Below are 24,484 nucleotides of genomic sequence, written 5' to 3'. Positions count from 1 at the left end.
CGGCCGACAAGCCTCGACCAGTGGCTCCAGAACAGCCCATTGCGCGTCGCTCAGCATCGTCCCTCCTCAGAGCGGAGACACAAAACGCGTGCTGCGCCAGATGGTTCAGGCGACGACAGGCCCTAGCTGAGATTCCGGCGAACCTGCTCTACAGCCGCTCACGCCTCCGCCTGCCGAAGGGCACAGGCAATCTGATCGTTCATGAGGCGTTTGCGAAGCATGGCGGCCACCTGCCTCAAGGCTCAGGATGCTCGAAGAAAATGCGTTCGGCGCAAATCAATCTTTTGAGCAAGGTTCAATCGGTGAACGCTAGCGGATCTATCCAATCACTGAGCAACTGTATAAAATATTTAATTCAAATAGCGCGGGCCAGCAGGCGATTCCAATGGGATTTCTGATAGGCGGACGGCATCATGTGGGAGTACTTCTCACAAAAATCTCTCGCCACGATAGAGGTATGCTTAGACCAACGTTGCGCCAGCTCGAAAAATAGGGAGACATTCCGCTGGTGGCGGTGTATGACCGACGCCCCGTTCAACCTAAGATAGGCAGGAAGCGGATGAGTGCAGAGGTCAGTGTAATAATTGAACCGCGCTTCGAAGCGCCATGGCACGACGCATTAAATAGCCGATGCTATTGGTACCACTCGATGCAATTTCCGGATGGCGAAGCCGTTCAAGGCAGTTGGCAGATCGATGACTTCCTTCAATACATTGGCAGCTATAATTTACAAGGCAAGACCGTGCTGGATGTCGGCACAGCGTCTGGTTTTTTGGCTTTCAATGCAGAGAAACACGGCGCTCAAGTCACCGGCTTGGATGCTGCCTCGACCGTTGAATTCCGGCACATGCCGTTCGCCAGCACCCTCTCTTACCGCGACATAAAACAATCACGAGCCATATGGGAAAGAGAAAACCTTATACCGATCAAAAATTCCTGGTGGTATGCTTGGCACAAGTTCAATAGCAAGGCTAAGTGCGTATATGCACCAATCGCAGAACTCTACGAATGGCCGGAACAGACATTCGACGTGGTGATGGCGGGTGCAATAGTCGAACATCTCTCGGATCCGGTTTATTCAATTGGAGCCTGGGCCCGGCTTGCCAAGGAAGCCGTACTGATTCCCTTCACGGACGTGCTACCGCTTGATGAACTCGTCATCCATCCAATCACGAACTTGGACGACCCAAATGTATTTTATGTTTGGTGGCACTTATCGCGCGGCCTCTATATCAAAATTTTCGACAATCTTGGATTCGATGTTTCATTCGCTGAAGCATACGCGATTCATAATGACGACATAGCAGGATCCACGCTGGCAAAACGCCCGTCTATCATAGCAACCCGCAGACGCAATGCTTAAGCAAACTGCACGCATCGGGAGATCTCTGTGGAGAAACAGCCACTCGCTGTCGTCACGATGACGTACAATGAAAAAGCGCTGCTTCCGGTCTGGCTAGAGCACTACAAACGGCAGATTGGGCTTGAGCACTGCTATGTCATTGATCACGGTTCCGACGATGGCTCAACTGAAAACATAGACGCGAGTCTAATAAGGCTCCCACGCACTCCGATGGATGAGAGTGCGCGGGCGCAAACGGTATGCGACTTCTGCGCCTCCTTATTCATCGGCTATAAGCGCGTTCTCTTTACAGATGCCGACGAGCTCGTTGTCCCAGATCCAGCCATATCGTCGAATTTGGGCTCATACGCTGCGGATCATAATCTGCCCCACGTCGTGACCATGTTTGGTGTCGATGTGCTCCATGTCGCTGAAGAGAGTGCCATTGATTTCAAGGCGCCAATTTCTCATCAGCGTTGCTTTGCTCGGCCTCTTTCTGCATTGTGCAAGCCCACGCTGATCGCTGGACGAACTGATTGGATGCACGGATTTCATTGCATCGTCGGCAATCATCGACCAAATTTCGCCGACCTTTTCTTATTCCATATCGCCCATTGCGACAATGGGATTTTGTACGAACGACAGAAAAAGCGAAACGCTGCTACACCAACTAGCATTGAAGCATCACATCATTCAATACCACCGGACAAGTTCATAAATCACATTCAAAACGAGGTTGCGAGTCTGCCTCGCCGCGTCCTAGAGATGCGACGGGGAGAGAAACATTTCGAAGATACGAAACGTGTCTTTGCAGATCAAATCGAAAAGAAGGATTGGATCGCTGCGCCAGACATCTGGCGTATACCGAGCCGTTTCTCTGGCACCTTCTAGGTTCGCTAAGGCCAGACACAACGCACGCCTCACAGAAGTGCTCAATGGCCGACTTGATTCTCGTTGTGCCCCCTGTTGCCTACCGTATAGTCTCGGCGTCGCGCATCTCTGTTTTTCGGAGATCGGCGCGCCGGCTCATCGCTCTTCTTCAAGGTGGCGAAGGACGGGCATGATGCCGTTCCTGCGCAGATCGGTGGCCAGCCAATCGACGTCGTAGCCCTTGTCGGCGCTCGGGCGGCGGATCCGGCCCGGCGCCTCGACCAGCAATACTGGGGCGGTTGTGATGTCGCTGGCGTTGCCCGGCGTCAGCGGGAGGACGTTGGGCCGGCCGAGGACATCGCTGAGAGCGTGGATCTCGGTCGTCTGGCCGCCGCGCGACGAGCCGATGACCTGCGCCCTCGCCCCCTTTCCCTCCATGGACAGACCGGTGAGCCCGGGCGAAACAGCTGTCGAGAGTGCCTGCGTTGCCGGCCCACCCGGCCTCGGCCAGCGCGGAGAGCATTGCCTTCCATAAGCCGCGCCGCGACCAGCCATTGAAGCGGTTGTAGACCGTGGTGCGCGGGTCATACGCGGCCGGGCAGTCGCACCAGCGGCGCCCGACGTCGGGACGTGCAGGATGCCCGAGATGATCTGCCGGTCGTCCTTCCGCCCGCGGCCGGGCTGGCCCCTGGGCATGAACGGCTCGGTCATCGCCTTACTGCTCGTCCGAGAGTCAGAACAGGTTCGCCATCGCCACCTCCAGGCTGCAAACGGCCGCCTGGAATCACAAACTGCCAAACCCTACAATACCCTGGCTCGGTTCACTCCCTAATGCCGAACCGCAAGAGTTTCGCGCGCCGTTACGAATGCCTCGACCAATCGGGTCAACCGCCTCACCGATCCCCCGCGCCAGGATCGACGAAGCAGCGCGACCGCTTCCCCATCCAGAGGCGCTTCAAAGGCAGGATCGAGCCCGCGATTGGCAGCGATACCCTCCAGGACCGGTCCGAGCAGCGCCTCAAGATCTGCTTGGCTTGGCGCCGCCATCTCCAAGACACGCAAGCGGTCGAGCAACGGACCAGGAATGTTGCCCACCCCGTTGGCCGTGGCCAACCAGGACACTCGGCTGATATCAACCTCGGTCTGAAAACAAGGATCTTGGTAGGCCCGGGCGGTCTCCGGTTCGAGCATCGGAAGCAAGGCATCCCAGAGCCTACCGTGATCTGCGCGCGTTGCGGCCTTCTCCAACTCGTCGATCAGCATCAGCGGATTGGCGGTGCCAGATCGAGCCACCGCCATGATCGGATGCGCTGGCTCCGACGTTGCCCAGCGGCGATCAAGGCCACCGAGCGATGCGCCCGCGTCCCGCGTAGCATCGACCCGCCACAGCCCCAATCCGAGATGATGGGCGATCCTCGCGACGATGCGACTCTTGCCGGCTCCCGGCGGGCCGATCAGCAGAGTCGGCCGGAGCGTGGCGTGCTCATGTCCGATCAGATCGGCCAGAAGTCGGTCGATCATGGTCTGCGCGTAAGGAAACTCGAATACCAACCGAGCGCGCACATCCGCGAGATCCGGCACGGCGACCAGCGGGAGCGGCTTGCCGATGATGTGCTCATAGCCGCGGGCGATGGATTTGCCGCGATCACTCCCGGTCTCTTGGATCGCCGGAACGACGAGGACGTGGCCTTTGGGCACTTCCGCGGGTGGGGCATCGGCATCCGGCAGCTGTGGCGTGGTGTCGACGATTGCCACCTTCTCCCGCCGGCGCGCCTCGCTCTTCTTGACGAGCTGAGCCTCGATCTTCTTCCATCTGCGCCGCTCCCGCGTCGCCGCGCCGTCTGCGACGGGTCGTGTCAAGACCTCCCCAACGGGCACAAGCGCGTGGACGAGTGCCACGTCGCTGGCGAAGGCATCATCGGCGCCACAGGCCAAGGTGGCAGCAGCGGCGATGGCGCTGCTCGTCTTCTCGGAGAACGTCAGAAGCGCGTCCGTGAGCGCGTCGTGCCAAGCTGCCTGCAGCGCGACAGCGAGATCGGTCGCCCCGATGATGTCCGAATCGGCACCCTGTTCGGCGACGCGTCCGATAGTGAGGCGCGTCTGCGCCTCGGCCAGCGCTGCAAACCCTTTGCGGAGGTCGAGAACCGCTTCGCGTTCCAGCCACAGGGGCTGGGCCAAGCGCGCTGCAGCTCTGCGATCATCGCCGGCGCAGGACAACAGCGTCGCGACATCGGCCAACGCCCGCGCCACCGGCTGATCGTGCTCCACGGCCCACACGTCGAGGAACCGGATCAGAGCGGATCGTCGGGCTATCCATCGACGGTCACGCCACAAGCCGCCTTCCGAAGTGGCCGCCCCGATCCAGGCGGAGACCAGCGCCTCGGCATCGGGGGCGAGGGTGGTGATCTCGAGGGCGAGCTCGGAGCAAGCAGAAGCCACACGCAGATCTTGAGTGAGGCAGGCGCGCAGGCGGCGCGGAAGCATCGGTTCGAGCAGGCGACGTGCCGCCTCGGAGTCGATCTGCAGGGCAGGCGGGGTCGAAGAGAATGCCATCGGCTTCCTCCCCTTCAGTGGGCGACGCCGGCGCGGTCGGAACCGCGGCGCGGAACGGAGCACCAAGCATGGGCGAGGCAGAGCACCTCGAGATCAGCCCGGCGTCGAGCGCGCCGCCCGAGTACGTGCACGAGCAGATCGATGCAGGAGGCGTCACCTCGTACGGCGCAGAGGCAGATCGCCGACATCGCCGGATCGAGGCGCCCAGGAAAGGCGATGGCCTCGGCGAGGACGTTGAGGGCGATATGGATCGCAGCCGCCGGATCGCCCCGGCAAGCAGCGGACCAGTCGGGGGACGGCAGGGGCTGCGTGGCATTCAGGGCAGCGGACAGGCGGCACTGCGCCGCCATATCGAGCGCCTCAGGGGCGAGGACGCGCCACCAGGAAAGCGGCAGCGAGAGTTTGGCCGCGTCAGTTGTGCCGGAGAGATGGGCATCGGGGTCACGAGCGAGTGTCATTGAGACAGACCTGGAGAGCGCGACGGCGCGCAGGCGCACGGTGCGGGATTGATGGAGAGCGAGATGGACGCATCAGGTCGCGGCCGCGACCTGATGCCAGCGTGGTGCGGTCAGGGTGCGAGCGGCCCGGGCGGGTGCAGGTGTTTGACGTTCTCAGGACCGGCGAGGCTCGCCAACGCCATCGTCAGAAGGTCCGGCACAGCCGCGCGCAATCGGGCTTGAAGCGCCGCCGTGACAGTCTCGAGCGCGGCCAAGACCGGGGTCGCGAACAGCTGATCTATGGCCGGTCCGCTCACCGTAAGGTCATCGCCGTACCCGGCCCGTCCATAGACGTCGATCAGCACCGCGCGGATTTGCGCGACCTCATAGCCGAGTGAAGCTAGAAACGAGCGGCCCTGGACCTGCGCGCACCGCAGCACCCATTCGACTTGGTGTATTTTCCTAGCCTCATTTTTTCCGGAGCCTCTCTTGACCTCGGCGATGATGGCTCGACTCTCTTTCCGGTCGACCACGATTAGGTCGAGGAATACCGACTGCGCGACGGCGCCCGCGAGTTCGATCGAGGTCTGATTGAGCTGGGCGACGCTGCTGGCGCGGACGAGTTCCTGGGTCGGAACGGTGATCGGCATCGCGACGTTGCGCAGCACGAGGTAGCGCCCGCTTCGCTCCAGGACGTCCGTAATCGTCGCCTCGATGAGGGACCCGTGCCTCTTGACCATGGAGGCCAGCACGGATCCGAGCTGCGACAAGCCTGGTCCGAGCAGGGGATCGGGCACGAAGGTCGCCCGGAACGCGCCGTCGAGCGCGGCCTGGGCCGCGGCCATCAGTTCGGGTGCGCAGATCTGCGGGATCGCGGGCTGGACGTGGCCGCAGCCGAGGGCCGCGGCGCTCCCGAGCGGGACGGTGATTCGGCTGGTCGGCGCGGATCCAGGCTGCCCACGTGCAGATAGCCGCTGTCGGCCGCCGCGCTGGGCGGCGGGGTGGGGGACGACGATGGTCATGGATGGTTTCCGTCCAGGCGACGCCAACCCGCGCGCCCTTCACCGAATGGCGGGGCGGCGAACGGGCTCGTTTTTCGCAGCCTTAGGCCTGCGGTAACGAGGGCGTCAGGATTGCGGGATAGCGAGGGGACGCTGAGGCACGGCGTATCGCGTGCCAGCGCACCTTCAGGCGATCAGGCGGGTTCCCGGGACGGGGAGTGGGACTGCCCGGATTTCATGCATCGGGACAGTTTCGTCGGCGTGATAACGCCGGTAGGGAAGGTCTCAGCCATGGTCGGTATCCTTTGACGATACGGATCGTGGTCAGGCCGGCACTCGGTGCTGCTAACACCGGTGCCGGCCGCTCTCTGCTAAAGAGCGGCGCGGCGTGTGCGTGTGGTCTGCCAGGTACGAACTTGGCGTGGATCGGCACCTTTGAGAAGGCCGCAGATGCGGCAATATGAGCTTGAGGAAGTCCTTCCTGTCGCGATCGTTAACGGAAGCCTGGCGCCCTTTTTGTTGTTGCGGGTGAGCGCATCACATCCCATGATCGCCTGATGGCCGGGTGGCCGGTTGTCGCCAGCAGATTCTTGCTCAGTGCGCTGATCTCACCGATCCGCACAGATCAACGTGGCGACATTTGCCTGTGTGATCACATCAGAGACACAGCGGATGCCATGCTGGATCGCCGCGGGATCATCGTGAGCGGGTATGTGGCGAACCTCTAAGTACAACCGCATCGAGGAAATGTACGTGTTCCGGTCAAGGCCGAGCGGCTATGTGCCCATCGGCCTCTTGGTCTTCGAAGGTAGCTCCTCACGGCGGCTCGGTCGTTTTGCCTATAGCTCCGACTATCTAGCTTCGGAAGGACGCAGGCCGATTGACCCCATCGGCCTGCCGCTCGCAAACAAGTGGCGGCCTGTGACTGTGGGAGAGGTCCATCTGGCCTTTCACGATGCAGGCCCCGACGGCTGGGGCAAAGGAATCCTGACACAGGTATTCCCAGAACTGGAACTCGGCATGCCGGAGTTTCTGGCTCTGGGTGGCCTGTCGCGCACTGGCGATCTGGCCTTCGGCTCAACGCCAGAGGCTCCCGAGAGGTGGACGCCCAGGATGGAAGCAGCGCTTGAGCACGCTCAAAGCGAGGATGATCTTGAAGGTGCGCTCATCGCAGCAGAGAAGTACGAGGATGGCGAAGCGTCGGCGCGCCAACTCGCGCAGCTACTCATCCACAGCTCGGATGTTGGGGGAGCTCGACCGAAGACGCGTGTGAGGATTTCAGAAAAAGAATGGATAGCCAAATTTTCCGCGTGGGACGACAGGTTCGACAATCCCAGGGCTGAAGCGGTTTGCCTCGATTTCGCCGAGGCAGCAGGCCTGCGAGTCCCGGAGCGGGAGATTCGTGTCGTAAACGACAGGCCGGTTCTCTTGGTATCACGTTTTGACCGATCCTCGGCTGGAGCGTGTTTGTCTTACCTCAGCGCCGGCACTTTGCTGGGCGAGCCCGCTTATGGTTATGCGACAAGCAAGACCTATTTGGACATCGCGGCAGCCGCGCGCCGTATCGGTGTGCACGCGCCGGAACGCGAGATTTTTCGTAGGCTCCTGGTCAATACCTATCTCCGCAACACAGACGATCATTTGCGCAACCACGCTTTCATCAACGATGGGACCGGCTGGAATCTTTCACCGGTGTTTGATGTTGTCCCGCATCCGTCGGGCACCAAGCATGTCTGCGCCCCGGCTCCCGGTATCAGCCGGGAATGCAACCCGTGCACCGCATTCGCGGCCTACACAAAATTTGGCCTCTCCGCTGCCGAAGCCAGTTCCATTCTCGATGAGGTTCATGAAGCCACCTCGCGCATCCCAGCTTTTTTCGACGCCCGAGGCGTGTCGCGACGGGATCGAGAAATACTCTTGGCATGCTTCGGCTCGCTACCCAGGTGAACCGCACCCCGTTTTGACCGGACAGGCGGCATAGCTCACGAAGGCATAGGCGTTGGCCTATGGGTAAGGCCATGTCATCCGATCCGACCGCCCCACCGGTGCACGGCGAGATCCTGTCCGGCGTTCAGCGTCGACGGCGCTAGTCTACCACCGAGAAGATCCGCCTCGTCGAGGAGAGCCAGCAGCCCGGCTCGTCCGTGTCGTTCGTCGCCCGCCGCTACGGCCTCTCGCCCAGCCTGCTGTTCTCGTGGAAGCGGCGCATGCTGGAGGGCGGCCATCAGGCCGTGCACGCCGACGAGGAGGTCGTCGGCACCAGCCGGGTTCGTGAGCTGGAGCGGCGCGTGCGCGACCTCGAACGTCTGCTCGGGCGCAAGACCATGGAGGTCGAGATCCTGAAGGAGGCGCTCGACCTCGCCCGCACAAAAAAACCGACCTCGCCGCTCAGCTCCTGGGGCGGTTCGATGGGCGGTTCGCGGTGAAGGCGGTTGCCGACACGCTCGGCGTGGCCCGCTCCCACTTGGCCGAGCGCCTGAGCCGCCCCGCCCAGCCGCGCGGTCCCTACCGCAAGCCCGAGGATGCGCAGCTGCTGCCGACGATCCGCGCGATCGTCGATGCCCGCCCGAGCTACGGCTATCGCCGCGTCACCGCACTGGTGAACCGGGCACTGCACTCGCGCGGCGAGACGAGCGTCAATGCCAAGCGGGTGCTGCGCATCCTGCGGGCGAACGGGCTCACCCTCGCGCCGCACACCGCCCGGCGGCCCGGCCGCACCCACGACGGCACCGTGGTGGCGTTGCGTTCGAACGTGCGCTGGTGCTCGGATCACCTCGAACTGCGCTGCCGGGACGGTGCGGTCGTCCGCGTGCTGTTTGCCATCGACGCGTGCGACCGTGAGATCATCGCGTGGTCGGCGACCACGACGGGCGTCTCGGCCGAGATGGTCTGCAACCTGATGATCGCCTGCTGCGAGCGCCGGTTCGGCGCGACGAAGACCCCGCACCCGGTCGAGTGGCTGTCCGACAACGGCTCCGCCTACATCGCCAAGGAGACAGCGCAGACGGCCGCCGCGCTCGGCCTGCGGCTGCTGTTCACCCCGGTGCGTTCGCCGCAGAGCAACGGCATCGCGGAGGCGTTCGTGAAGACGCTCAAGCGCGACTATGCCCGCCTTGCCATCTTGGTCGACGCCGAGACCGTGATGCGGCTTCTGCCGGCTTGGTTCGAGGACTACAACACCATCCACCCGCACTCCGGCCTGCGCATGCTCTCGCCCCGAGAGTACCTCAGCCGGACTGCCTAAACCCGCCCCGCTGCCTGTCCGGTCAAACAGGGTGCACTCCACCAGGACCGCCGCGTCACAATGAAAGTCCGCGCCATCAAATGGCGCCACGCCCGTGACAAGATGGAACAACGAAGCAAAAATTTGCATACTTCGAGAGATATACTCGAAATGCAAATTGGATACGGCATGAAGGATCTGGACTCCCCTAAAACTCCCATCAAAACTTATGCCGCCAAACAACACAAGGACTTCGAACACGCCGCAATGGCTCCACAAAGCCATAAGCTGGCTTTTCGACCCGAGGCAATATAATTATGAAGATATTTTTGCAGCGGCGAGGCATTGCATGCGAGCTGAGCAATACAAAAATTGACGATTGCGATCCAGGATGCTTATATTCGAAAACTAAAACATCACATCATTTAAGTCAAAAATTAGTTTGCGCGGCCCGTAAGTTCAGCTGAGCCTTGAATGGTAGAGTATGCGCAGGGCGTAGAACACGCTGGTTGCGCCGACGTTCGTGATCACTCCAAATCAAGCGGCTCGCGTGCCGGCGACGTCCCGTCCGTGGGCCTGATCCATGATCTCGCCGATCCGCTCGCCGACGGCGACGGCTATCTCCACCGAGGCCGCCCCTTCCGAACCCTGCCGGCAGATCCGGGTCAGGACTTCGGTCACGCGCTGCTCCATGACCCCGAGAATCGCCGCGGCCGCCTGGGGCTGGGCGCCGCGCAGGACCGCCGCGAGGTCGCAATAGGCGTCGTGAAGAAGCTGCAGCGTGAGCCGATCGACAGCCTGTTCATCCTCCGCCGACAAGGCCCGCATCACGCCCCTCTCAACGTCCCGCACCCTACGCCACCGACAGCCTTGCCCCGATGCGTTAACAAGGCGTGAAGAACGCCGTCGGTCGGCAGGAATTGGCTAACCACCCCGCCAAACGGCGAGGACGGCAACCTGACGCGACCGGAATGGAACTTGGCGGGCGGTCGGCGTGTCAACTCCGCAGGATCCCTCAGCGCGAGAGCTTTTCAATGCGCCCCCTCATCGCCACGCTCACCGCCGCGAGCCTCGGTCTGGCCGCGGCCCCCGTGACACCCGCCCTGGCCCAGGTGCAGCAGAACAATCCGAACGCTGCCAACCAATCCATGGAGACCAGCGGTCAGGTCCGCGCTCTGCGACAGGAGCAGACGACCCAGAGCAATACGCTCCGGATGGACATCCAGAGGAACCAAGCCGCGACGCCCGCTCCGAATACCGGGCCGAACGCCATCGGCCCGACCGGGGGCACCGGCGTCATCGGCCGCTGAGGGGGGCGAGCGGCGCCGGCCTACACGTCGGGCAGGGGCCGTCCCTTCACGACCACCCGCGGCCACCGCTCCAGGCCGATCGGCATCAGCACGGCGATCTGCGGCGGCACCGCGGTGCCGCCGAGCAGGCTCTCGAGGGAGATCCGGCAGGCCTCCTCGATCTCGCCGCGCGTGCGCGCGCCGGAGGTCTTGATGTCGGCGATCAGGAGCGCCGCGATCTCGTGGGCAAAGGCGTCGCCGTCCAACATGCCGGACTCCCGCTCCGTGTCAGCTCAGCATAGTCGCCTGAGCATCGTCCCGGCATCAGCACAGAATTGCGTATCCACATACCGATTGCGGATACTTTGTCGCGTTCACGGGTCAGTCGCCGCGCGCCGCCGCGCTTTGGAACCGTAGCCGGGAGGGGGCCGGGACCACTCGAAGGGCGGTGAAGGTCAGCGACGGTGGTATCGACCGCCGGCAGCAGCACCAGGGTGAGCGGGGTCGCGGCGATCAGGCCCCCGATCACCGCGGTGGCGAGCGGCCGCCGCACCTCCGCGCGGGCGCTGGTCGAGAACGCCACAGCCGGAAGTCCAGTGCCGTAAGGTGAGCCGCCATAATCACAGGCCGCAGCGGCTTCGCGGCGGCGTGGGTGGCGGCCTCCCGGACGCCGGAGTTGGACGCCTCCAGATCGCGGAGGTCGCTCGCGAGCACGACGCCGTTCAGGATCGCGATGCCGAAGGGCGTATGAAGCCGGTCGCCGTCGGAACCGACAACGGCTCGCCGCGCAGAGCCAGGGCTGGGTTGAGGCCGGGGAAGTGCAGCGAGGTCTTCCGCCGCGTCGACCGCGCGCCGGACCGCCGGCCATGGCTTGAGTCTCATAGCGGCAGTCGCCGACATCCCCGGCGCGCCCGTGACGCGGCATTTCCCGCCGACCGGCGCGGACCCGGAAGGCCGCGCGGCGCGATCAACGAGGTGTCTCGGATCGTGGACAGAGACGCCGGGATGTAAGACCGGCCCGACCGCCGCGAAAGCGGCGGTTAAGGCTCGGCGTGCCAGAGCGTGGCAACGAAGCGCCGTCCGCGGGGGGCCGATGAACGTCTGGCGACGCGTCGCCCCGTGGCTCGGCTCGGCCCGCACCTGGATCGTCCTCGGGATCCTGGCCCCGCTGGGCATGGTCGTGATGTCCGGTCTCATGCTGGCCGACCTGCGCCGCGACGCCTGGACAAGCGCGGAGCAGACCTCCTGGAACCTCCTGCAGGTCCTCGAGCGCGACATCGCGCGCAACATCGAGATGTACGATCTCTCGATCCACGCGGCGGTCGACAACCTGAAGGTGCCGGGCTTGGCCGAGGCCGACCCGCACCTGCGCCAGCTCATCCTGTTCGACCGCGCCGCGACCGCCCGCGACATGGGCGTGATGCTGATCCTGGACGAGCGGGGCGACGCCGTCGGCGACATCGCAGCCGTGCCGCCGCGCCCGGGCAACTACGCGGACCGCGAGTACTTCCAGGTCCACCGGGCAAGCACCGGGCTCGGCCTCCATGTCGGGCGCCCGATCGTGTCGCGGCTCAACGGGGAGCGGATGCTCCCGTTCAGCCGCCGCATCGACCGGCCCGACGGCAGCTTCGGCGGCGTAGTCCTGGGCACCGTGAAGCTGTCCTACTTCACGCACCTGTTCAGCGAGATCGATCTCGGACCGGGCGGGGCCATCAACCTGTACCTGACCGACGGTACCCGCCTGATGCGCTACCCCTACGTGGAGGCGGATCTCGGGGCGAATATCGGGCAGACCGCGATCTTCAAACGGTTCCTGCGCGAGGGCCGCGGCAACTTCGTCAGCACCTCTGTGCGCGACGGCGTCGAGCGGAACTACACGTTCACGCGGATCGGAAATCTGCCGCTGATCCTGAACGTCGCCCTGTCCACCAAGGACGTGGAGGCGGAGTGGGCCGCGAAGGCGACGATCATCGGCGGCATCGTGCTGGCGCTGTGCGGCCTCACGATCGCGCTGTCGCTCCTGTTCGGGCGGGAGCTGCGTCGCCGCGAGGCGCTGCGGGCCGAGATGGCGGCGCTGTCGCGCACCGACGCCCTGACCGGCCTGCCGAACCGCCGCTGCTTCGAGGACGCCCTCCGGCGGAATCTGGACGCGGCCCGGCGCGACGGTCAGCCCCTGTCGCTGCTCATCGTCGACGCGGACCATTTCAAGCGCTTCAACGACCGCTACGGGCACCCGGTGGGCGACCAGATCCTGCGGGGCTTGGCCCGCTGCCTCGCGGCGAGCGTGCACCGCCCCCAGGATCTCGTCAGCCGCATCGGCGGCGAGGAGTTCACGCTGCTCCTGCCCGAGACGGACGAGGCCGGCGCCCTGCGCGTCGCCGACACGGTCCACGCCGAGGTGGCCAAGCTGACTGTCACGTCGGCCGGGATCGGGGCCGGTGCCGTGACGGTGAGCATCGGGCTCGCGGCCGTCCGGCCGGGCGCCGACCGGAGCACGCCGCTGTCGGATCCCTACCGCCTGGCGGACGGCGCCCTGTACGAGGCCAAGAACGGCGGGCGCAACCAGACCCGCAGCGTCGCGCCGCCGTCCCCGCGGGGCGCCCTGCAGCTCGTGCGGACGTCCTGACCGGCGCGCCGCCGCGGCTTCGCAGAGCGCTTTGACGGAATCGACACGAACGCCGTGGTCTGCTGGGCAGGATGGCGGACGGCCCGGATCGGGCCCGACGGCGTCGCGCCGGGACGGGACGGGCGGGATCGATCATCCGTGCCCCGGGCCGGCGGAGCGCGCGCGGATCCGGAGGGATCCGGCCCGCAACCATAGGGTAACGAGGATGGACGACAGACGCGCCGCGCCCCGCAGACGGACCCTGCTCGAGGGCCATATCGAACTCGCCGGCGGCGGCGTGATCGACTGCACGATCCGCAACATGTCGGACGGGGGCGCCCGCCTGAAGGTCGTCAGCGTGATCGGCGTGCCGGACGCCTTCGTGCTCGCCTACGGCGGCAGCGGCCGGCGCCGGCCCGCCCGCGTCACGTGGCGCCAGGAGACCGAGCTCGGGGTCGCGTTCGGCGACGCCTGACGGGCGGCGGCCGAGGCTTCCACGCCCACCCGTGTTGAGGGGCGGATCGGATGAGCGTGGAAGGCCAGCGTCCGGCTGGTGACCCACCGATGCGACGACAGGGTTAACGCTTCGTTACCGCGCCGCGGGGTCCGCGCGCCGGGCCTGGAGCGTCTCGGCGATCACCACGCCGGTCCGCAGCACGTGGCGGTGGGCGACGGCCCCGGCCGCGGCGGCGTCCCGCGCGGCGAGGGCCGCGAACAGGTCCCGGTGCTCGCGGGCCGATTCCTCCCAGCGGCTGCCGCTGGAGAGCGCGCGCAGGCGCGCCCATTGGGCTCGGGCCTGGAGCGCCGCGTGGGCCTCCGCCAGCGGACGGTTCCGGGCGGCCTCGACGATCGTCCGGTGGATCTCCTGGTTCAGGGCGAAATAGGCGTCGAGCACTTGGTCCCGGTGCATCCGGTCGAGCTGCGCCTGCTTGCCGCGCAGCGCGTCCATCAGGGCTTCGGAGATCCGCGGCGCCGCGAGTTCCGCGGTCAGCCGCTCGATCCCGGCGAGCGCCTCGAACAGTTCGAGGATCTCCTCCGGCGTCCAGTCCGGGACGCGGGCGCTGCGGTTCTGGTGCAGCTCGACCAGCCCCTCCGCGGCCAGGAGCTTGAGCGCTTCCCGCAACGGTGTCCGGCTGACCCCGAGGGCCACAGAGAGGTCCGTCTCCACGAGGGACGCGCCGGCCGGCAGCACGCCGCGCACGATCATGTCCCTGAGCCGGCCCGCCGCCTGCTCGTGCAGCCCGGTCCGCGGCACCTGCGCGGCCGGGACGACCGGCGCCTTGCGGGGCCGGCCCCGGCGGCGTGCGACGACGTCCATCGATCCTCCCGTTCTCCCGCGCCAGCCTAGCGCGTCCGGCCGCCCGATCGATGACCTATTTTTCGGCCGCTTGCGCTGCCATATCATGCATTTGCGCAAATTGCATGCAGCATGCAGAAAATGCCTTGTCGCCTGCCCAGGCCTGTCGGATGCTTCACGTATCGGGGATGGATTCCATGGAACGAGCGAACGGCACGACGCGTCTGGGCATGCTGACGCCCTCGTCGAACAGCGTCCTCGAGCCGGCCACGGCGCATCTGCTGGCCGGCCTCGCGGGCGTGAGCGCCCACTTCGCCCGCTTCCGCGTGACGGAGATCGGCCTGTCGGCGGCGGCCCTGGACCAGTTCGACCCCGAGCCGATCCTGGCGGCGGCCGAACTGCTCGCCGATGCCCGCGTCGCCGCGATCCTGTGGAACGGGACCTCCGGCGCGTGGCTCGGCTTCGACGCGGACGAGCGCCTGAGCGCCGCGATCACCGACCGGACCGGGTGCCCGGCCTCCACCGCCGCGCTCGCCTTCCGCGACCTGTTCCGCGCCCGGGATTTCCGGCGGATCGGCCTCGTCACGCCCTATACCGGCGACGTGCAGCGCCGGATCCAGGAAAACTGGGGCGCGGCCGGCTTCGACTGCGCCGCCGAGCGCCACCTCGGCCTGTCGGAGAACTTCGCCTTCGCCGAGACCGGCCCGGAGGCCGTCGCCGGCATGGTCCGGACGGTGGCGGCCGAGGGCGTCGACGCGGTGGCGATCGTGTGCACGAACCTCGCGGGCGCCGCGCTCGCCCCGGCCCTGGAGGCGGAACTCGGCGTGCCGGTGGTCGATTCCGTGGCCGTCACCCTGTGGAAGGGCCTGGAGCTGGCGGGCTGCCCGACGGCGCATCTCGCCGCGCACGGCCGCGCCTTCGCGGCGGGCGGGGCGGGCCGCCCGTGAGCGCCGGGACCACCCTGATCCTCGACGGGATCACCCAGCGCTACGGGTCGACGCTCGCCGTCGACACCGTGACCCTCGACATCCGGGGCGGGGAGCTCATCGCGCTGCTCGGGCCCTCGGGCTGCGGCAAGACCACCCTGCTGCGCGCGGTGGCGGGCTTCCTGAAGCCCACGGAGGGGCGCGTCATCATCGGCGGTCAGGCCGTCGACCACCTGCCGCCGAACCGGCGCACCGTCGGCATCGTGTTCCAGAACTACGCCCTGTTCCCGCACATGAGCGTCGCCGACAACGTCGCCTACGGCCTCGCGGCCCGGGGTGTCGGGCGGGCCGAGCAGAGGGCGCGGGTCGCCGAGATGCTGGCGCTGGTGCGCCTGGAGCACCTCGCCGGGCGCTTCCCGCGGGAGATGTCGGGCGGCCAGCAGCAGCGGGTGGCGCTGGCCCGGGCGCTGGCCGTGCGCCCCTCGATCCTGCTCCTCGACGAGCCCTTCGCGGCCCTCGACAAGAACCTGCGCCTCGACATGCAGATCGAGATCAAGCGCATCCAGCGCAGCGCCGGCACCACCACGCTAATCGTCACGCACGACCAGGAGGAGGCCCTGTCGATGGCCGACCGGGTCGCCGTGCTCAATGCCGGGCGCCTGGAGCAGTTCGCCCCCCCGACCGACGTCTACGACCGCCCCGAGACGCTGTTCGTCAACACCTTCGTGGGCACGGCCAACGTCCTGCACGGGCGGCTCGCGACGGAGCCGGGCGGCGCCCGCGTGGTGGCCCTGGAGGCGGGCGGCCTGCTCCCCGCCGCCACGGCGCTGCCGGACGGGACCCGGGTCGCCGCCTGCCTTCGGCCCGAGCACGTCGCCTTCGCGGAGGAGGGAGCGGGGGCAGGGGCCGCGGACGGCCTCGACGGCGCGGTGGAGGTCGGCCTGCCGCTGGGCGCCACCCTGGTCCACGAGATCCGGCTCGACGGCGGCGCCCGCCTGAAGACCGCCGAGCCGCGCGCGGCAGGCGCCCGGCCCCGGCCCCCCGGCACCCGCGTGCGCCTGCGCCCGACAGCACCCGAGCGGGTCGGCGTCTTTCCCGATCCCCGACACTGAGGCCGAGCCGCCCGACACCGAGCCAGGAGAACCGACCATGCCCCTGCACCGCCGCAGCCTCCTCGCCGGCGCCCTGACTCTCGGCGCCGCGCAGGCCTTCCCGGGCCTGTCCCACGCCCAGGCGCGCAAGCTCGTCTTCGCGACCTTCACGGGCAGCTGGGAGGAGGCGCACCGGGCCGTGCTGGTGCCGGCCTTCCGCAAGAGCTCGGGCGGCGACGTGATCCTCGATCCGATGCTCTCGGTCGACCAGATCGCCAAGGTCCAGGCGGCCCGCGCCAACCCGCCGATCGACGTGATGCTGCACGATCCGGGGCCGGCCCTCACGGCCATCACCCAGGACCTCGTCGAGCCCTACCCGGTGGCCCAGTCCGCCCATTACGGCGACCTGATCGCGGACGCGCAGGAGCCGATGGGCCCGGCGCCGTTCTTCCAGATCGTCGGCCTGACCTACAATCCCGAGAAGGTGAAGACCCCGCCGACCTCCTGGGCGGACCTGTGGAAGCCCGAATTGAAGGGCCGGGTCGGCATCACCAACCTCAACTCGACGCTGGGCACCGGCTTCCTCGTGGAGATCGCCCGGATGCACGGCGGTTCGGAGACCGACGTCGAGCCGGGCTTCAAGGCGCTGGAGGCGCTCAAGCCGAACCTCGCCGCCGTCGCCGCCAACCCGGGCGCCCTGGCGGCCCTCTACCAGCAGGAGCAGGTAGACATCGGGCCGGGCAATTTCAACGCGATCCAGATCCTGAAGGCCCGGGGCGTGCCGGTGGAGTTCGCGGCACCGAAGGAAGGCATCATCGCCTTCAAGACGACGATCCACATCGTCAAGAACACGCCGTCGAAGGAGCTGGCCTTCAAGCTGATCGAGGCCGCCCTGTCGCCGGAGGTGCAGGCCAAGCTGATGCAGAGCCCCTACCTGATCGTGCCGACCAACCGGAAGGTCGCCATCGAGGGCGAGGTCGCGAAGGTCTTGGCGAAGGACGCGGACGAGCTGAAGCGCAAGTCCGTGTTCCAGGACTGGGCCGCGATCAACCGCGGCCGGCCGGCCTGGATCGAGCGCTTCAACCGCGAGATCCGGGTGTGAGCACCGGGCCGGCCACGGCGGGCCCGGTCGCGGCGCCCCTCCGCCCGGGCCGCGCCTGGACGGCGGCCTACGACATTCGCCTCGCGCTGCCGCTCGGGGCGTTCTTCCTCGTCTTCTTCCTGGCGCCGCTGGCGCTGCTGCTGTTCGTGAGCTTCTACGCCGATCCGGCCATGACCCGGTTCGGCCTCGACCAGTACGCCCGGTTCCTGCTCGACCCGTTCTCCCTGCGGGTGCTCGGCGCGACCCTGTGGCTCGGCGTCGAGGTCACGGCGCTGACCCTCCTGCTCGGCCTGCCGCTGGCGCTGCTCCTGACCTGGGCGCCCGGCCGGATGCGCGGCCTGCTGACCCTGATCGTGCTGCTGCCGCTGCTCACGAGCGTGGTGGTCCGGACCTTCGCGTGGATCGTGATCCTGGGGCGCCAGGGCATCGTCAACGCCGCGCTCCTCGGCCTCGGCCTCACCGACGCGCCCCTGAAGCTGCTCTACACCGAGGGCGGCCTCGTCCTGGCGCTGGCGCAGGTGCAACTGCCGCTGATGGTCCTGCCGCTGGTCACCGCCCTGTCGCGGATCGACCCGAACCTCGCCGACGCCTCGGCGGCGCTCGGGGCGGGGGCGTGGCGCACCTTCCTCCGGGTGACGCTGCCGCTCTGCCTGCCCGGCATCGTGGCGGGCTGCCTGCTGACCTTCGCGGCGGCGATCACCGCCTTCATCACCCAGTCGCTGATCGGCGGCGGGCAGATGCTGTTCATGCCCATGTACCTGTACCAGCAGGCCTCCGCGCTCAACAACTGGCCGTTCGCGGCGGCGATCGCGATCGTCTTCCTCGTGGCGGTGCTCGCCTGCGTCACGCTCCTCAACCTCGCGGGCCGCCTGTCGGGCGGCCGCGCGCGCGCCTGAAGCCACCGGGAGTCACCATGCGGACGAGCCTGCGGCGCGATCTCGACTGGTTCAGCTTCCACGGCGCGGTGCTTCTGCTGGCCGGGCTCTGCCTCGTCCTGCTGGCGGCGCCCACCGTGATCGTCGTGGTGGTGTCGTTCACCAGCGGCTTCTCCCTGCGCTTCCCGCCGCCGGGCTACTCGCTGCGCTGGTACGCGGCGCTCGCGGAGGCCGAGCAGCTCCGGGCCGCCGCCTGGAACAGCCTCGTGGTGGCGGGCTGGACGACCCTGCTGTCGGTGGTTCTGGGCACCGCCGCGGCGCTCGCCATCGCCCGGTCGCGGCGGCTCTCCGCGCGGCTCCTCGACAGCCTGTTCCTGTCGCCGCTGGTCCTGCCGGCCCTGGCCTTCGGGCTCGCGGCGCTGATGCTGTTCAGCCTCGCCGGCATCCCGGTCTCGCCGCTGACCCTCGTCCTCGGTCACACCGTGGTCTGCGTGCCCTACGTGGTCCGCACCACCGTCGCGGCCCTGTCGCAGATGGACCCGGTGCTCCTCGAGAGCTCGACCTCGCTCGGCGCCTCGCGCCTCTACACCTTCCGCCGGGTGACCCTGCCGCTGATCCGGCCCGGGATCCTGGCCGGGGGCTTCATCGCCTTCATGGCGAGCTTCGACAACGTCCCGGTCTCGCTGTTCCTGCGCGACGCCGCCACCGACATGCTGCCGATCCGCATGTGGCAGGACCTGGAGGGCCGCCTCGACGTCACGGTGGCGGCGGCCTCCAGCCTGCTGATCCTCGTGACCGTGGTGCTCGCCGCCGTGATGGAGCGGGCCGCAGGCCTGTCCCGCCGGATGGCGGGCTGAAGCGCCTGGAGCCCTCGCATGCGCATCCTGCTCCTCAACCCCAACACCTCGACGGCGATGACCGCGCGCATGGCCCGGGCCGCCGAGGCGGCGCTCGCCCCCGACGCGCACATCACCGCGCTCACCGCCGCGACCGGCTTGCCCTACATCGCCAGCCGGGCCGAGGCGCAGCTCGCCGGGGCGGCGGTGCTGGAGACGCTCGCCGCCCACCATTCCGGCCACGACGCCGCGGTGATCGCCGCCTACGGCGATCCCGGTCTGGTCGCCGCGCGGGAGCTGTTCGACCTGCCGGTGGTCGGCATGGCCGAGGCCGCGATGCTGACCGCCTGCCAGCTCGGGGCGCGGTTCGCGGTCGTCACCTTCGCGCCCGCCCTGCTGCCCTGGTACGAGGACGCGGTGGCGCTGGCCGGGCTGTCGGCGCGCTGCGCCGGCCTCCACGCGGTGCGCCGGCCGTTCCAGGCCGTGACCGAGGTGCAGGACGAGCTTCGGCCCGAGATCCTGGCCCTGGCCGAGCGGGCGGTGGGGGAGGGGGCCGACGTCGTGATCCTGGCCGGCGCGCCGCTCGCCGGCCTCGCCACGGCCCTGCGGGACGCGGTGCCGGTGCCGCTCGTCGACCCGCTGGCGGCCGCCCTGGGCCAAGCGCAGGCCCTGGTGCGGCTCGGGATGCGGCCGCCGCGGGCCGGCCGTTTCGCCCGCCCGCCCGCCAAGCCGGCCACCGGCCTCGCCGGGCCGCTCGCCCGCTGGATCGCCCATCGCGAGGAGGAGTCATGACCCGGATCGACGCGGACGGCCCGCTCTGGACCCTCTCGGCCGCCGCCCTGGGCCGCCGCTACGCCGCCGGGACGGCGAGCCCGGTCGCGGCCGCCCGCGCCTGCCTGGAGCGGGCCGAGGCCGTGAACCCGGTGCTCAAAGCCCTCGTCGCCGTCGATCCCGAGGGCGCGGAGCGCGCCGCCGCGGCGAGCGCCGCGCGCTGGCGGGCGGGGCGACCGCTCGGGCCCCTCGACGGCGTGCCGCTGACCGTCAAGGACAGCCTGAACGTCGCCGGGTTCGCGACCGGCTGGGGCAGCCGGCTCTACGCGGGCGAGGGGGCCGGGCAGGCCGTCGACCGCGACGAGACGCCGGTGGCGCGCCTGCGCGCGGCCGGGGCGGTGATCCTGGGCAAGACCAACGTCCCCGAGCTGACCGTCCAGGGCTACACCGGCAACCCGGTCCACGGCGTCACCCGGAACCCGTGGGATCCGGCGCTGACGCCGGGGGGCTCCAGCGGCGGCGCCGTGGCGGCGGTGGCGTCCGGGATCGGGCCCCTGGCGCTCGGGACCGACGCGGGCGGCTCGATCCGCCGGCCCGCCTCCCATACCGGCCTCGTCGGCCTGAAACCCACCGCCGGCCGGGTGCCGCGGACCGGCGGGCTGCCGCCGATCATGCTCGACCTCGAGGTGGTCGGGCCGATGGCGCGCACCGTCAACGACCTCGCGACGGCCATGCGGATCCTCGGGGCGGCCGACCCGGATGCCGTCGCGCCGCACGGCTTCGGCCCGTTCGGGACCACCGCGGTGCCGGAGCGCCCGCTGCGGATCCTCCACGTCCCGGCCTTCGGGACAGCCCCGGTCGATCCCGAGATCGCCGACAGCGTCGCCGAGGCGGCCGGGCGCCTCGCCGGCCTCGGCCACCGGGTCGAGACCGGCCGCTTCGACGCGGCGAGCGCCATCACAGAGGCGTGGCCGGTCCTCGGCCAAGCGGGCATCGCGTGGCTGATGCGCGCGCATCCAGGCGGACGCGACGCGCTCGGCCCCGACATCCGCGCCCTGGCGGAGGCCGGGGCGGCCCTCTCGGCGGCCGACCTGTTCGAGGTGCAGCGGATGGCGCTGGCGCTGCGCCGGGACCTCGCCGCCCTGTTCGCCGACCACGACGTCCTCATGACCCCCGCGGCCGCGGCGCTACCCTGGCCGGCGGAGGACACCCATCCGCCGCGCATCGCCGGGGTGCCGGTGGGCCCCCGCGGCTCGGCGACCTTCACGGGCTTCGTCAACGCCGCCGGCTGCCCGGGGATCTCGATCCCCTGCCGACCCTCGGGCGCCGGGCTGCCGATCGGGTTCCAGCTCGTGGCGCCCTGGGGCGGCGACGAGACCCTGGTCGCGATGGCGGCCGCCTACGAGGCGGCCCATCCCTGGCGGATGGTGTGGGAGGACGGGACCCCGTGACCGGCCTGTCGCTCCACGCCGTCGACGCCGCCACGGGCCGGCCGGCCGAGGGGATGCGCGTGCGCGTCCTGCGCCCCGGGGGGAAGCGGCGGGTGATCGCCGAGGGCCGCCTCGGGGCGGACGGGACCCTCGACCATCCGGTCGTGCGGACGCGGCTCGCCGCCGGCCTCTACGAGGTCGTGTTCGTCATCGGGGACTTCGTCGGGGCCGCGGGGGAAGGGTTCCTGGAGGAGGCGGCGATCCGCTTCCGGATCGACGACCCCGACCGCCACTGCCACCTGCCGCTGAAATTCACCGCCTTCGGGGTGGCGCTGTTCCGCGGCTGTTAAGCCGCACGCGCCGCCCTCGGACCCGGCCCGCGACGGCGCGGCCCGGCCGCCCTCCCCCGCGAGGTGACCGGAGCCTCCGGAGAGCCTAGACTCGCCCCCGATCGCGGCGCGCGCAGGAGGAAGCCGATGCGGGTTCAGGCGATGACGATCCCGGCGGCGGCCGGGGCCGCGACGCGCGGCGCCCCACGGGCGCGCCTGCTGCTCGCCGCGCTGACGATCCTCGCGCTTCCGCTGGCCTTCGTCGCGGCCGCGCGGGTCCCCGCGGCGCCCGTCGATCCCGACCTCGTGCGGGTGATCCGCTTCATGGCACTGCTCAAGGGCGGCTTCGCCCTGGCGGCGCTGGCCGGCTGCTTCTGGCGTCTCGGCCGGCCCGCCGGGTGGCGGAGCGCCGTCTACGTGGCCGGACCGCCGCTCATGGCGCTCGGGGCGGCAGGCCTGTGGTCCCTGCGCGATCCCGGGCTGGCGGCGCTCGGCCTGCATCTCGGCCTGTTCGCGGTCCTGGCCGCGGCGCTGACCGACCGCGAGGCCCTGCCCGACAGGCTCCGCGCCGCGCGTCGTCAGATCGTCTCGTAGGCGAACAGGACCGAGATCAGCGTCAGGCCGATCAGCCCGATGACGAAGCAGATGTCGGCGCAGCGCTCCAGGGTGACCGAGAGATCGCCGCCGTCGTCCAGGCGGATCGACAGGTAGGACGCGATCGCGCTGACCAGGAACAGGATCGCCGTCAGGGCGGCGGCCTCGTCGACGTGGCTCGGCCCGATCCAGCCCTCGGCGATCTTCACGAGGCCGATCAGCGTGGTGCAGACGCCGACCATCGTGCCGGCATTGGGGAGGATGTGGCGCGACAGGCTATCCTCGCCGGACCCGGTGCCCTTCCGCCTTTCGGCCATGCGCTCCTCGTACAGCTCCGCTCCGGCCGATGGCCCCCTGATACCGCGCCCGTGGAGGTTCGTCATGAAGCGCCCGCTCACCACCAACTTCTCCGCACCGCCGCCGGAGCGTGCCCACCCGCCCGAGCCAGCGCCCGCGGCGGCGACTTGGCGCGACGTCGCCCCGTTCGCGGCCGCCCTGATCGCCACCCTGGAGGCGATCGAGGCCGGGCAGAAGGCCGGGCCGGCGATGCGGGCGCACCGCTCCGCCATGCGCCGCCAGGGCGAGGCGGCCGCCGCGCTCGGCGGATCCGAGGCGCTGGAGGCCGTGCTCGACCAAGTCGCGGACGCGGACGCGGCCCGGGCCGAGCGGCGCCTCGCGCTCGTCCGCGAAGCCTGGGCGGGTCTGCCCGGGGATAGGGCCTGAGAGTTCGTCCACCGAAGGAGCGCGGCGTGGGCCGATCGAGGATCACGCCCAGCGACGGCGGAATCCATGCGCTCTGATCGACACAGGTCTTCGATTCTGGCAGGTCTGCCCAGCGTCACGCCATTCTTGGTCTGTTCCGTCCGAATCGCGCGGCGCGCCTCCGAGCCGTCCGCCCCCGGCGCCTCGGCGATCCAGTCAGAGAGCCGTTCGATGTCGCTGCCGCTGGTTTCCCTAATCGTGCCGACCCTGAACCGTCTCGAGCTGCTGGCGCAGACCCTGAGCTCCGTCTCGACGCAGGATTACGGCAACCTGGAGCTGATCATCAGCGACAACGCCAGCACCGATGCCACGGGCGCTTTCCTGGGCCAGCTCCGGAACGATCGACTCACGGTCCTCACCCGGTCGTTCACGCTGCCCATGGAGGCCAACGTGACCGACGCGGTCCGGCACGCGCGCGGCAAGTACATGCTACTGCTGAGCGACGACGATCTCATCTCGAACACCTACGTCTCGACGATGGTGGCCGCCTTCGAGGCCGACGACGCCGTTCAGGTCGGGCTGGGGCGCCGGGTCCTGATCGACGGCGCGAGCCAGATCCTGCACCGGGCCGAGCCGCTCTCGGCGCACGCCCAGGTCGAAGCCGCGGAGCCGTGGTTGACGCAGTACTTCGCCAGTCCGACGGCCCACTCCCAGATCAACACCATCTTCTCGACCTTCTACCGGCGCTCCGCGTGGCTGGACGCCGGCGGGCAGCCGACGCTGTCGGGCTCCTACTTCTCCGACACGATCCCGTTCGTGGGCGTTCTCAACCGCGGGTCGAAGGTGTTCTACGCGCCCGAGGCCGTCTTCCTGTATCGGTTGCATCAGAATCAGGAGAGTCATCGGGCGACTTCGGCGGCGAAGCAGGCCTATACGGGCATGTTCCAGTTCTTCGAGCAGCTGAAGCCGAAGCTCGGCGATTTTGCCGATTCGGACCCGCTCAAGTCCGCGCTTATCCGGTATGTCCTGATGATGTTCTTCGATGCGTGCGGCCCGTTCGCCCAGGAGCAGAGGATCAGCGCGCCCGACCTGTACGGGTTCTTCTGGGACGCGCTGAGCCGTCCCTCACCTCCGGAGGCCGGCGCGGCGGGGGCGGCGGATCCGGCCGTCGCGTGAGCCCCGATCGATGCCCAGCCGGACCGGACCGTTGA

General features: G+C 68.4%; 24 protein-coding genes and 2 pseudogenes. 19 read left to right on the top strand and 7 right to left on the bottom strand.

The annotated features are described in order from the left end of the window. Nucleotides 1-559: 559 nt before the first annotated feature. Both ACLBYB_RS29415 and ACLBYB_RS29410 read left to right on the top strand, forming a co-directional pair. Complete coding sequence (locus ACLBYB_RS29415) at nt 560-1,363, top strand: class I SAM-dependent methyltransferase (protein WP_447700906.1); 804 nt, start codon at nt 560-562, stop codon at nt 1,361-1,363. A 27-nt stretch (nt 1,364-1,390) separates the two neighbouring features. Further along, nucleotides 1,391-2,233 carry a glycosyltransferase family 2 protein gene (locus ACLBYB_RS29410; protein WP_447700905.1) on the top strand — a complete coding sequence of 281 codons (843 nt, stop codon included), beginning with the start codon at nt 1,391-1,393 and terminating at the stop codon, nt 2,231-2,233. 159 nt (nt 2,234-2,392) lie between these two features. On the opposite strand, the pseudogene ACLBYB_RS29405 reads toward ACLBYB_RS29410, so the two are convergent. After that, nucleotides 2,393-2,923: pseudogene (locus ACLBYB_RS29405) on the bottom strand (IS5 family transposase); the annotation flags it as partial. Nucleotides 2,924-3,040: 117 nt separating this feature from the next. Beyond that, nucleotides 3,041-4,765: an AAA family ATPase gene (locus tag ACLBYB_RS29400; protein ID WP_447700904.1), complete on the bottom strand. Its 1,725-nt coding sequence runs from the start codon at nt 4,763-4,765 to the stop codon at nt 3,041-3,043. A gap of 68 nt (nt 4,766-4,833) precedes the next feature. Here ACLBYB_RS29400 and ACLBYB_RS29395 point away from each other — a divergent pair, with 68 nt between their 5' ends. Beyond that, nucleotides 4,834-5,226: a hypothetical protein gene (locus tag ACLBYB_RS29395; protein ID WP_447700903.1), complete on the top strand. Its 393-nt coding sequence runs from the start codon at nt 4,834-4,836 to the stop codon at nt 5,224-5,226. Between the two features lie 107 nt (nt 5,227-5,333). Here the strand turns inward: ACLBYB_RS29395 and ACLBYB_RS29390 are convergent, their stop codons facing one another. Next, nucleotides 5,334-6,224, bottom strand: a complete 891-nt coding sequence (locus ACLBYB_RS29390; RefSeq protein WP_042675632.1) for a hypothetical protein — start codon at nt 6,222-6,224, stop codon at nt 5,334-5,336. 690 nt (nt 6,225-6,914) lie between these two features. Here ACLBYB_RS29390 and ACLBYB_RS29385 point away from each other — a divergent pair. Next, the gene (locus tag ACLBYB_RS29385; RefSeq protein ID WP_447700902.1) at nt 6,915-8,150 is read left to right on the top strand and encodes a type II toxin-antitoxin system HipA family toxin; all 1,236 of its coding nucleotides are present in this window, start codon (nt 6,915-6,917) and stop codon (nt 8,148-8,150) included. A gap of 59 nt (nt 8,151-8,209) precedes the next feature. Then, nucleotides 8,210-9,447 (top strand): annotated as a pseudogene (locus ACLBYB_RS29380) (IS3 family transposase). A 516-nt stretch (nt 9,448-9,963) separates the two neighbouring features. On the opposite strand, the gene ACLBYB_RS29375 reads toward ACLBYB_RS29380, so the two are convergent. Then, a complete protein-coding gene (locus tag ACLBYB_RS29375; RefSeq protein ID WP_447700901.1) occupies nt 9,964-10,254 on the bottom strand; it encodes a hypothetical protein in 291 nt (96 codons plus the stop codon). A 206-nt stretch (nt 10,255-10,460) separates the two neighbouring features. Here ACLBYB_RS29375 and ACLBYB_RS29370 point away from each other — a divergent pair, with 206 nt between their 5' ends. Continuing rightward, a complete protein-coding gene (locus ACLBYB_RS29370) occupies nt 10,461-10,736 on the top strand; it encodes a hypothetical protein (RefSeq protein ID WP_447700900.1) in 276 nt (91 codons plus the stop codon). 20 nt (nt 10,737-10,756) lie between these two features. On the opposite strand, the gene ACLBYB_RS29365 is transcribed toward ACLBYB_RS29370, so the two are convergent. Further along, the gene (locus tag ACLBYB_RS29365) at nt 10,757-10,984 is read right to left on the bottom strand and encodes a hypothetical protein (RefSeq protein ID WP_042675635.1); all 228 of its coding nucleotides are present in this window, start codon (nt 10,982-10,984) and stop codon (nt 10,757-10,759) included. Nucleotides 10,985-11,808: 824 nt separating this feature from the next. On the opposite strand from ACLBYB_RS29365, the gene ACLBYB_RS29360 reads away from it, so the two are divergent. Both ACLBYB_RS29360 and ACLBYB_RS29355 read left to right on the top strand, forming a co-directional pair. After that, nucleotides 11,809-13,341 carry a diguanylate cyclase gene (locus ACLBYB_RS29360; protein WP_447700899.1) on the top strand — a complete coding sequence of 511 codons (1,533 nt, stop codon included), beginning with the start codon at nt 11,809-11,811 and terminating at the stop codon, nt 13,339-13,341. Between the two features lie 205 nt (nt 13,342-13,546). Next, complete coding sequence (locus tag ACLBYB_RS29355) at nt 13,547-13,795, top strand: PilZ domain-containing protein (protein WP_447683400.1); 249 nt, start codon at nt 13,547-13,549, stop codon at nt 13,793-13,795. Nucleotides 13,796-13,909: 114 nt separating this feature from the next. On the opposite strand, the gene ACLBYB_RS29350 is transcribed toward ACLBYB_RS29355, so the two are convergent. Continuing rightward, nucleotides 13,910-14,638, bottom strand: coding sequence for a GntR family transcriptional regulator (locus ACLBYB_RS29350; protein WP_447700898.1), 729 nt, complete (start codon nt 14,636-14,638; stop codon nt 13,910-13,912). Between the two features lie 176 nt (nt 14,639-14,814). On the opposite strand from ACLBYB_RS29350, the gene ACLBYB_RS29345 reads away from it, so the two are divergent. From ACLBYB_RS29345 to ACLBYB_RS29305, 9 genes are all read left to right on the top strand, one after another. Further along, nucleotides 14,815-15,564: a maleate cis-trans isomerase family protein gene (locus ACLBYB_RS29345; protein WP_447700897.1), complete on the top strand. Its 750-nt coding sequence runs from the start codon at nt 14,815-14,817 to the stop codon at nt 15,562-15,564. Continuing rightward, a complete protein-coding gene (locus ACLBYB_RS29340; RefSeq protein ID WP_447700896.1) occupies nt 15,561-16,655 on the top strand; it encodes an ABC transporter ATP-binding protein in 1,095 nt (364 codons plus the stop codon). Before ACLBYB_RS29345 ends, ACLBYB_RS29340 begins: the two co-directional genes overlap by 4 nt. Nucleotides 16,656-16,692: 37 nt before the next feature. Next, complete coding sequence (locus tag ACLBYB_RS29335; protein WP_447700895.1) at nt 16,693-17,736, top strand: ABC transporter substrate-binding protein; 1,044 nt, start codon at nt 16,693-16,695, stop codon at nt 17,734-17,736. Then, nucleotides 17,733-18,632 (top strand): ABC transporter permease, encoded by a 900-nt coding sequence (locus ACLBYB_RS29330; RefSeq protein WP_447700894.1) that lies wholly within the window; start codon nt 17,733-17,735, stop codon nt 18,630-18,632. Before ACLBYB_RS29335 ends, ACLBYB_RS29330 begins: the two co-directional genes overlap by 4 nt. 17 nt (nt 18,633-18,649) lie before the next feature. After that, nucleotides 18,650-19,468 carry an ABC transporter permease gene (locus tag ACLBYB_RS29325; RefSeq protein WP_100253025.1) on the top strand — a complete coding sequence of 273 codons (819 nt, stop codon included), beginning with the start codon at nt 18,650-18,652 and terminating at the stop codon, nt 19,466-19,468. 18 nt (nt 19,469-19,486) lie between these two features. Further along, nucleotides 19,487-20,239, top strand: a complete 753-nt coding sequence (locus ACLBYB_RS29320) for an aspartate/glutamate racemase family protein (RefSeq protein ID WP_447700893.1) — start codon at nt 19,487-19,489, stop codon at nt 20,237-20,239. Then, a complete protein-coding gene (locus ACLBYB_RS29315; RefSeq protein ID WP_447700892.1) occupies nt 20,236-21,669 on the top strand; it encodes an amidase in 1,434 nt (477 codons plus the stop codon). The genes ACLBYB_RS29320 and ACLBYB_RS29315 overlap by 4 nt, the downstream gene beginning before the upstream one ends. Further along, complete coding sequence (locus tag ACLBYB_RS29310; RefSeq protein WP_100253028.1) at nt 21,666-21,998, top strand: hydroxyisourate hydrolase; 333 nt, start codon at nt 21,666-21,668, stop codon at nt 21,996-21,998. Before ACLBYB_RS29315 ends, ACLBYB_RS29310 begins: the two co-directional genes overlap by 4 nt. 126 nt (nt 21,999-22,124) lie before the next feature. After that, entirely contained in the window at nt 22,125-22,571 is a 447-nt protein-coding gene (locus tag ACLBYB_RS29305) for a hypothetical protein (protein ID WP_020094707.1), read from the top strand. Here the strand turns inward: ACLBYB_RS29305 and ACLBYB_RS29300 are convergent. After that, a complete protein-coding gene (locus tag ACLBYB_RS29300; RefSeq protein WP_056526737.1) occupies nt 22,556-22,888 on the bottom strand; it encodes a hypothetical protein in 333 nt (110 codons plus the stop codon). The two genes, ACLBYB_RS29305 and ACLBYB_RS29300, sit on opposite strands and share 16 nt — an antisense overlap. A 64-nt stretch (nt 22,889-22,952) precedes the next feature. Here ACLBYB_RS29300 and ACLBYB_RS29295 point away from each other — a divergent pair, with 64 nt between their 5' ends. Both ACLBYB_RS29295 and ACLBYB_RS29290 read left to right on the top strand, forming a co-directional pair. Beyond that, the gene (locus ACLBYB_RS29295; protein WP_447700891.1) at nt 22,953-23,294 is read left to right on the top strand and encodes a hypothetical protein; all 342 of its coding nucleotides are present in this window, start codon (nt 22,953-22,955) and stop codon (nt 23,292-23,294) included. Nucleotides 23,295-23,504: 210 nt separating this feature from the next. Then, nucleotides 23,505-24,449 (top strand): glycosyltransferase family 2 protein, encoded by a 945-nt coding sequence (locus tag ACLBYB_RS29290; RefSeq protein WP_447700890.1) that lies wholly within the window; start codon nt 23,505-23,507, stop codon nt 24,447-24,449. Nucleotides 24,450-24,484 lie beyond the last annotated feature (35 nt).

The sequence above is a fragment of the Methylobacterium sp. D54C genome (assembly GCF_053345595.1).
The sequence above is the reverse complement of the archived record's forward strand: the minus strand, read 5'-3'. Positions and strand labels throughout refer to the sequence as shown.

Bases quoted from the DNA above. Each gene is read 5' to 3' on its own strand.
- ACLBYB_RS29360 (WP_447700899.1), top strand. From the start codon at position 11,809: ATGAACGTCTGGCGACGCGTCGCCCCGTGGCTCGGCTCGGCCCGCACC.
- ACLBYB_RS29300 (WP_056526737.1), bottom strand. From the start codon at position 22,888: ATGGCCGAAAGGCGGAAGGGCACCGGGTCCGGCGAGGATAGCCTGTCG.
- ACLBYB_RS29305 (WP_020094707.1), top strand. From the start codon at position 22,125: ATGCGGGTTCAGGCGATGACGATCCCGGCGGCGGCCGGGGCCGCGACG.
- ACLBYB_RS29400 (WP_447700904.1), bottom strand. From the start codon at position 4,765: ATGGCATTCTCTTCGACCCCGCCTGCCCTGCAGATCGACTCCGAGGCG.
- ACLBYB_RS29290 (WP_447700890.1), top strand. From the start codon at position 23,505: ATGTCGCTGCCGCTGGTTTCCCTAATCGTGCCGACCCTGAACCGTCTC.
- ACLBYB_RS29350 (WP_447700898.1), bottom strand. From the start codon at position 14,638: ATGGACGTCGTCGCACGCCGCCGGGGCCGGCCCCGCAAGGCGCCGGTC.
- ACLBYB_RS29390 (WP_042675632.1), bottom strand. From the start codon at position 6,224: ATGACCATCGTCGTCCCCCACCCCGCCGCCCAGCGCGGCGGCCGACAG.
- ACLBYB_RS29320 (WP_447700893.1), top strand. From the start codon at position 19,487: ATGCGCATCCTGCTCCTCAACCCCAACACCTCGACGGCGATGACCGCG.
- ACLBYB_RS29395 (WP_447700903.1), top strand. From the start codon at position 4,834: ATGGGCGAGGCAGAGCACCTCGAGATCAGCCCGGCGTCGAGCGCGCCG.
- ACLBYB_RS29355 (WP_447683400.1), top strand. From the start codon at position 13,547: ATGGACGACAGACGCGCCGCGCCCCGCAGACGGACCCTGCTCGAGGGC.
- ACLBYB_RS29370 (WP_447700900.1), top strand. From the start codon at position 10,461: ATGCGCCCCCTCATCGCCACGCTCACCGCCGCGAGCCTCGGTCTGGCC.
- ACLBYB_RS29325 (WP_100253025.1), top strand. From the start codon at position 18,650: ATGCGGACGAGCCTGCGGCGCGATCTCGACTGGTTCAGCTTCCACGGC.
- ACLBYB_RS29375 (WP_447700901.1), bottom strand. From the start codon at position 10,254: ATGCGGGCCTTGTCGGCGGAGGATGAACAGGCTGTCGATCGGCTCACG.
- ACLBYB_RS29415 (WP_447700906.1), top strand. From the start codon at position 560: ATGAGTGCAGAGGTCAGTGTAATAATTGAACCGCGCTTCGAAGCGCCA.
- ACLBYB_RS29385 (WP_447700902.1), top strand. From the start codon at position 6,915: ATGTGGCGAACCTCTAAGTACAACCGCATCGAGGAAATGTACGTGTTC.
- ACLBYB_RS29335 (WP_447700895.1), top strand. From the start codon at position 16,693: ATGCCCCTGCACCGCCGCAGCCTCCTCGCCGGCGCCCTGACTCTCGGC.
- ACLBYB_RS29295 (WP_447700891.1), top strand. From the start codon at position 22,953: ATGAAGCGCCCGCTCACCACCAACTTCTCCGCACCGCCGCCGGAGCGT.
- ACLBYB_RS29365 (WP_042675635.1), bottom strand. From the start codon at position 10,984: ATGTTGGACGGCGACGCCTTTGCCCACGAGATCGCGGCGCTCCTGATC.
- ACLBYB_RS29315 (WP_447700892.1), top strand. From the start codon at position 20,236: ATGACCCGGATCGACGCGGACGGCCCGCTCTGGACCCTCTCGGCCGCC.
- ACLBYB_RS29345 (WP_447700897.1), top strand. From the start codon at position 14,815: ATGGAACGAGCGAACGGCACGACGCGTCTGGGCATGCTGACGCCCTCG.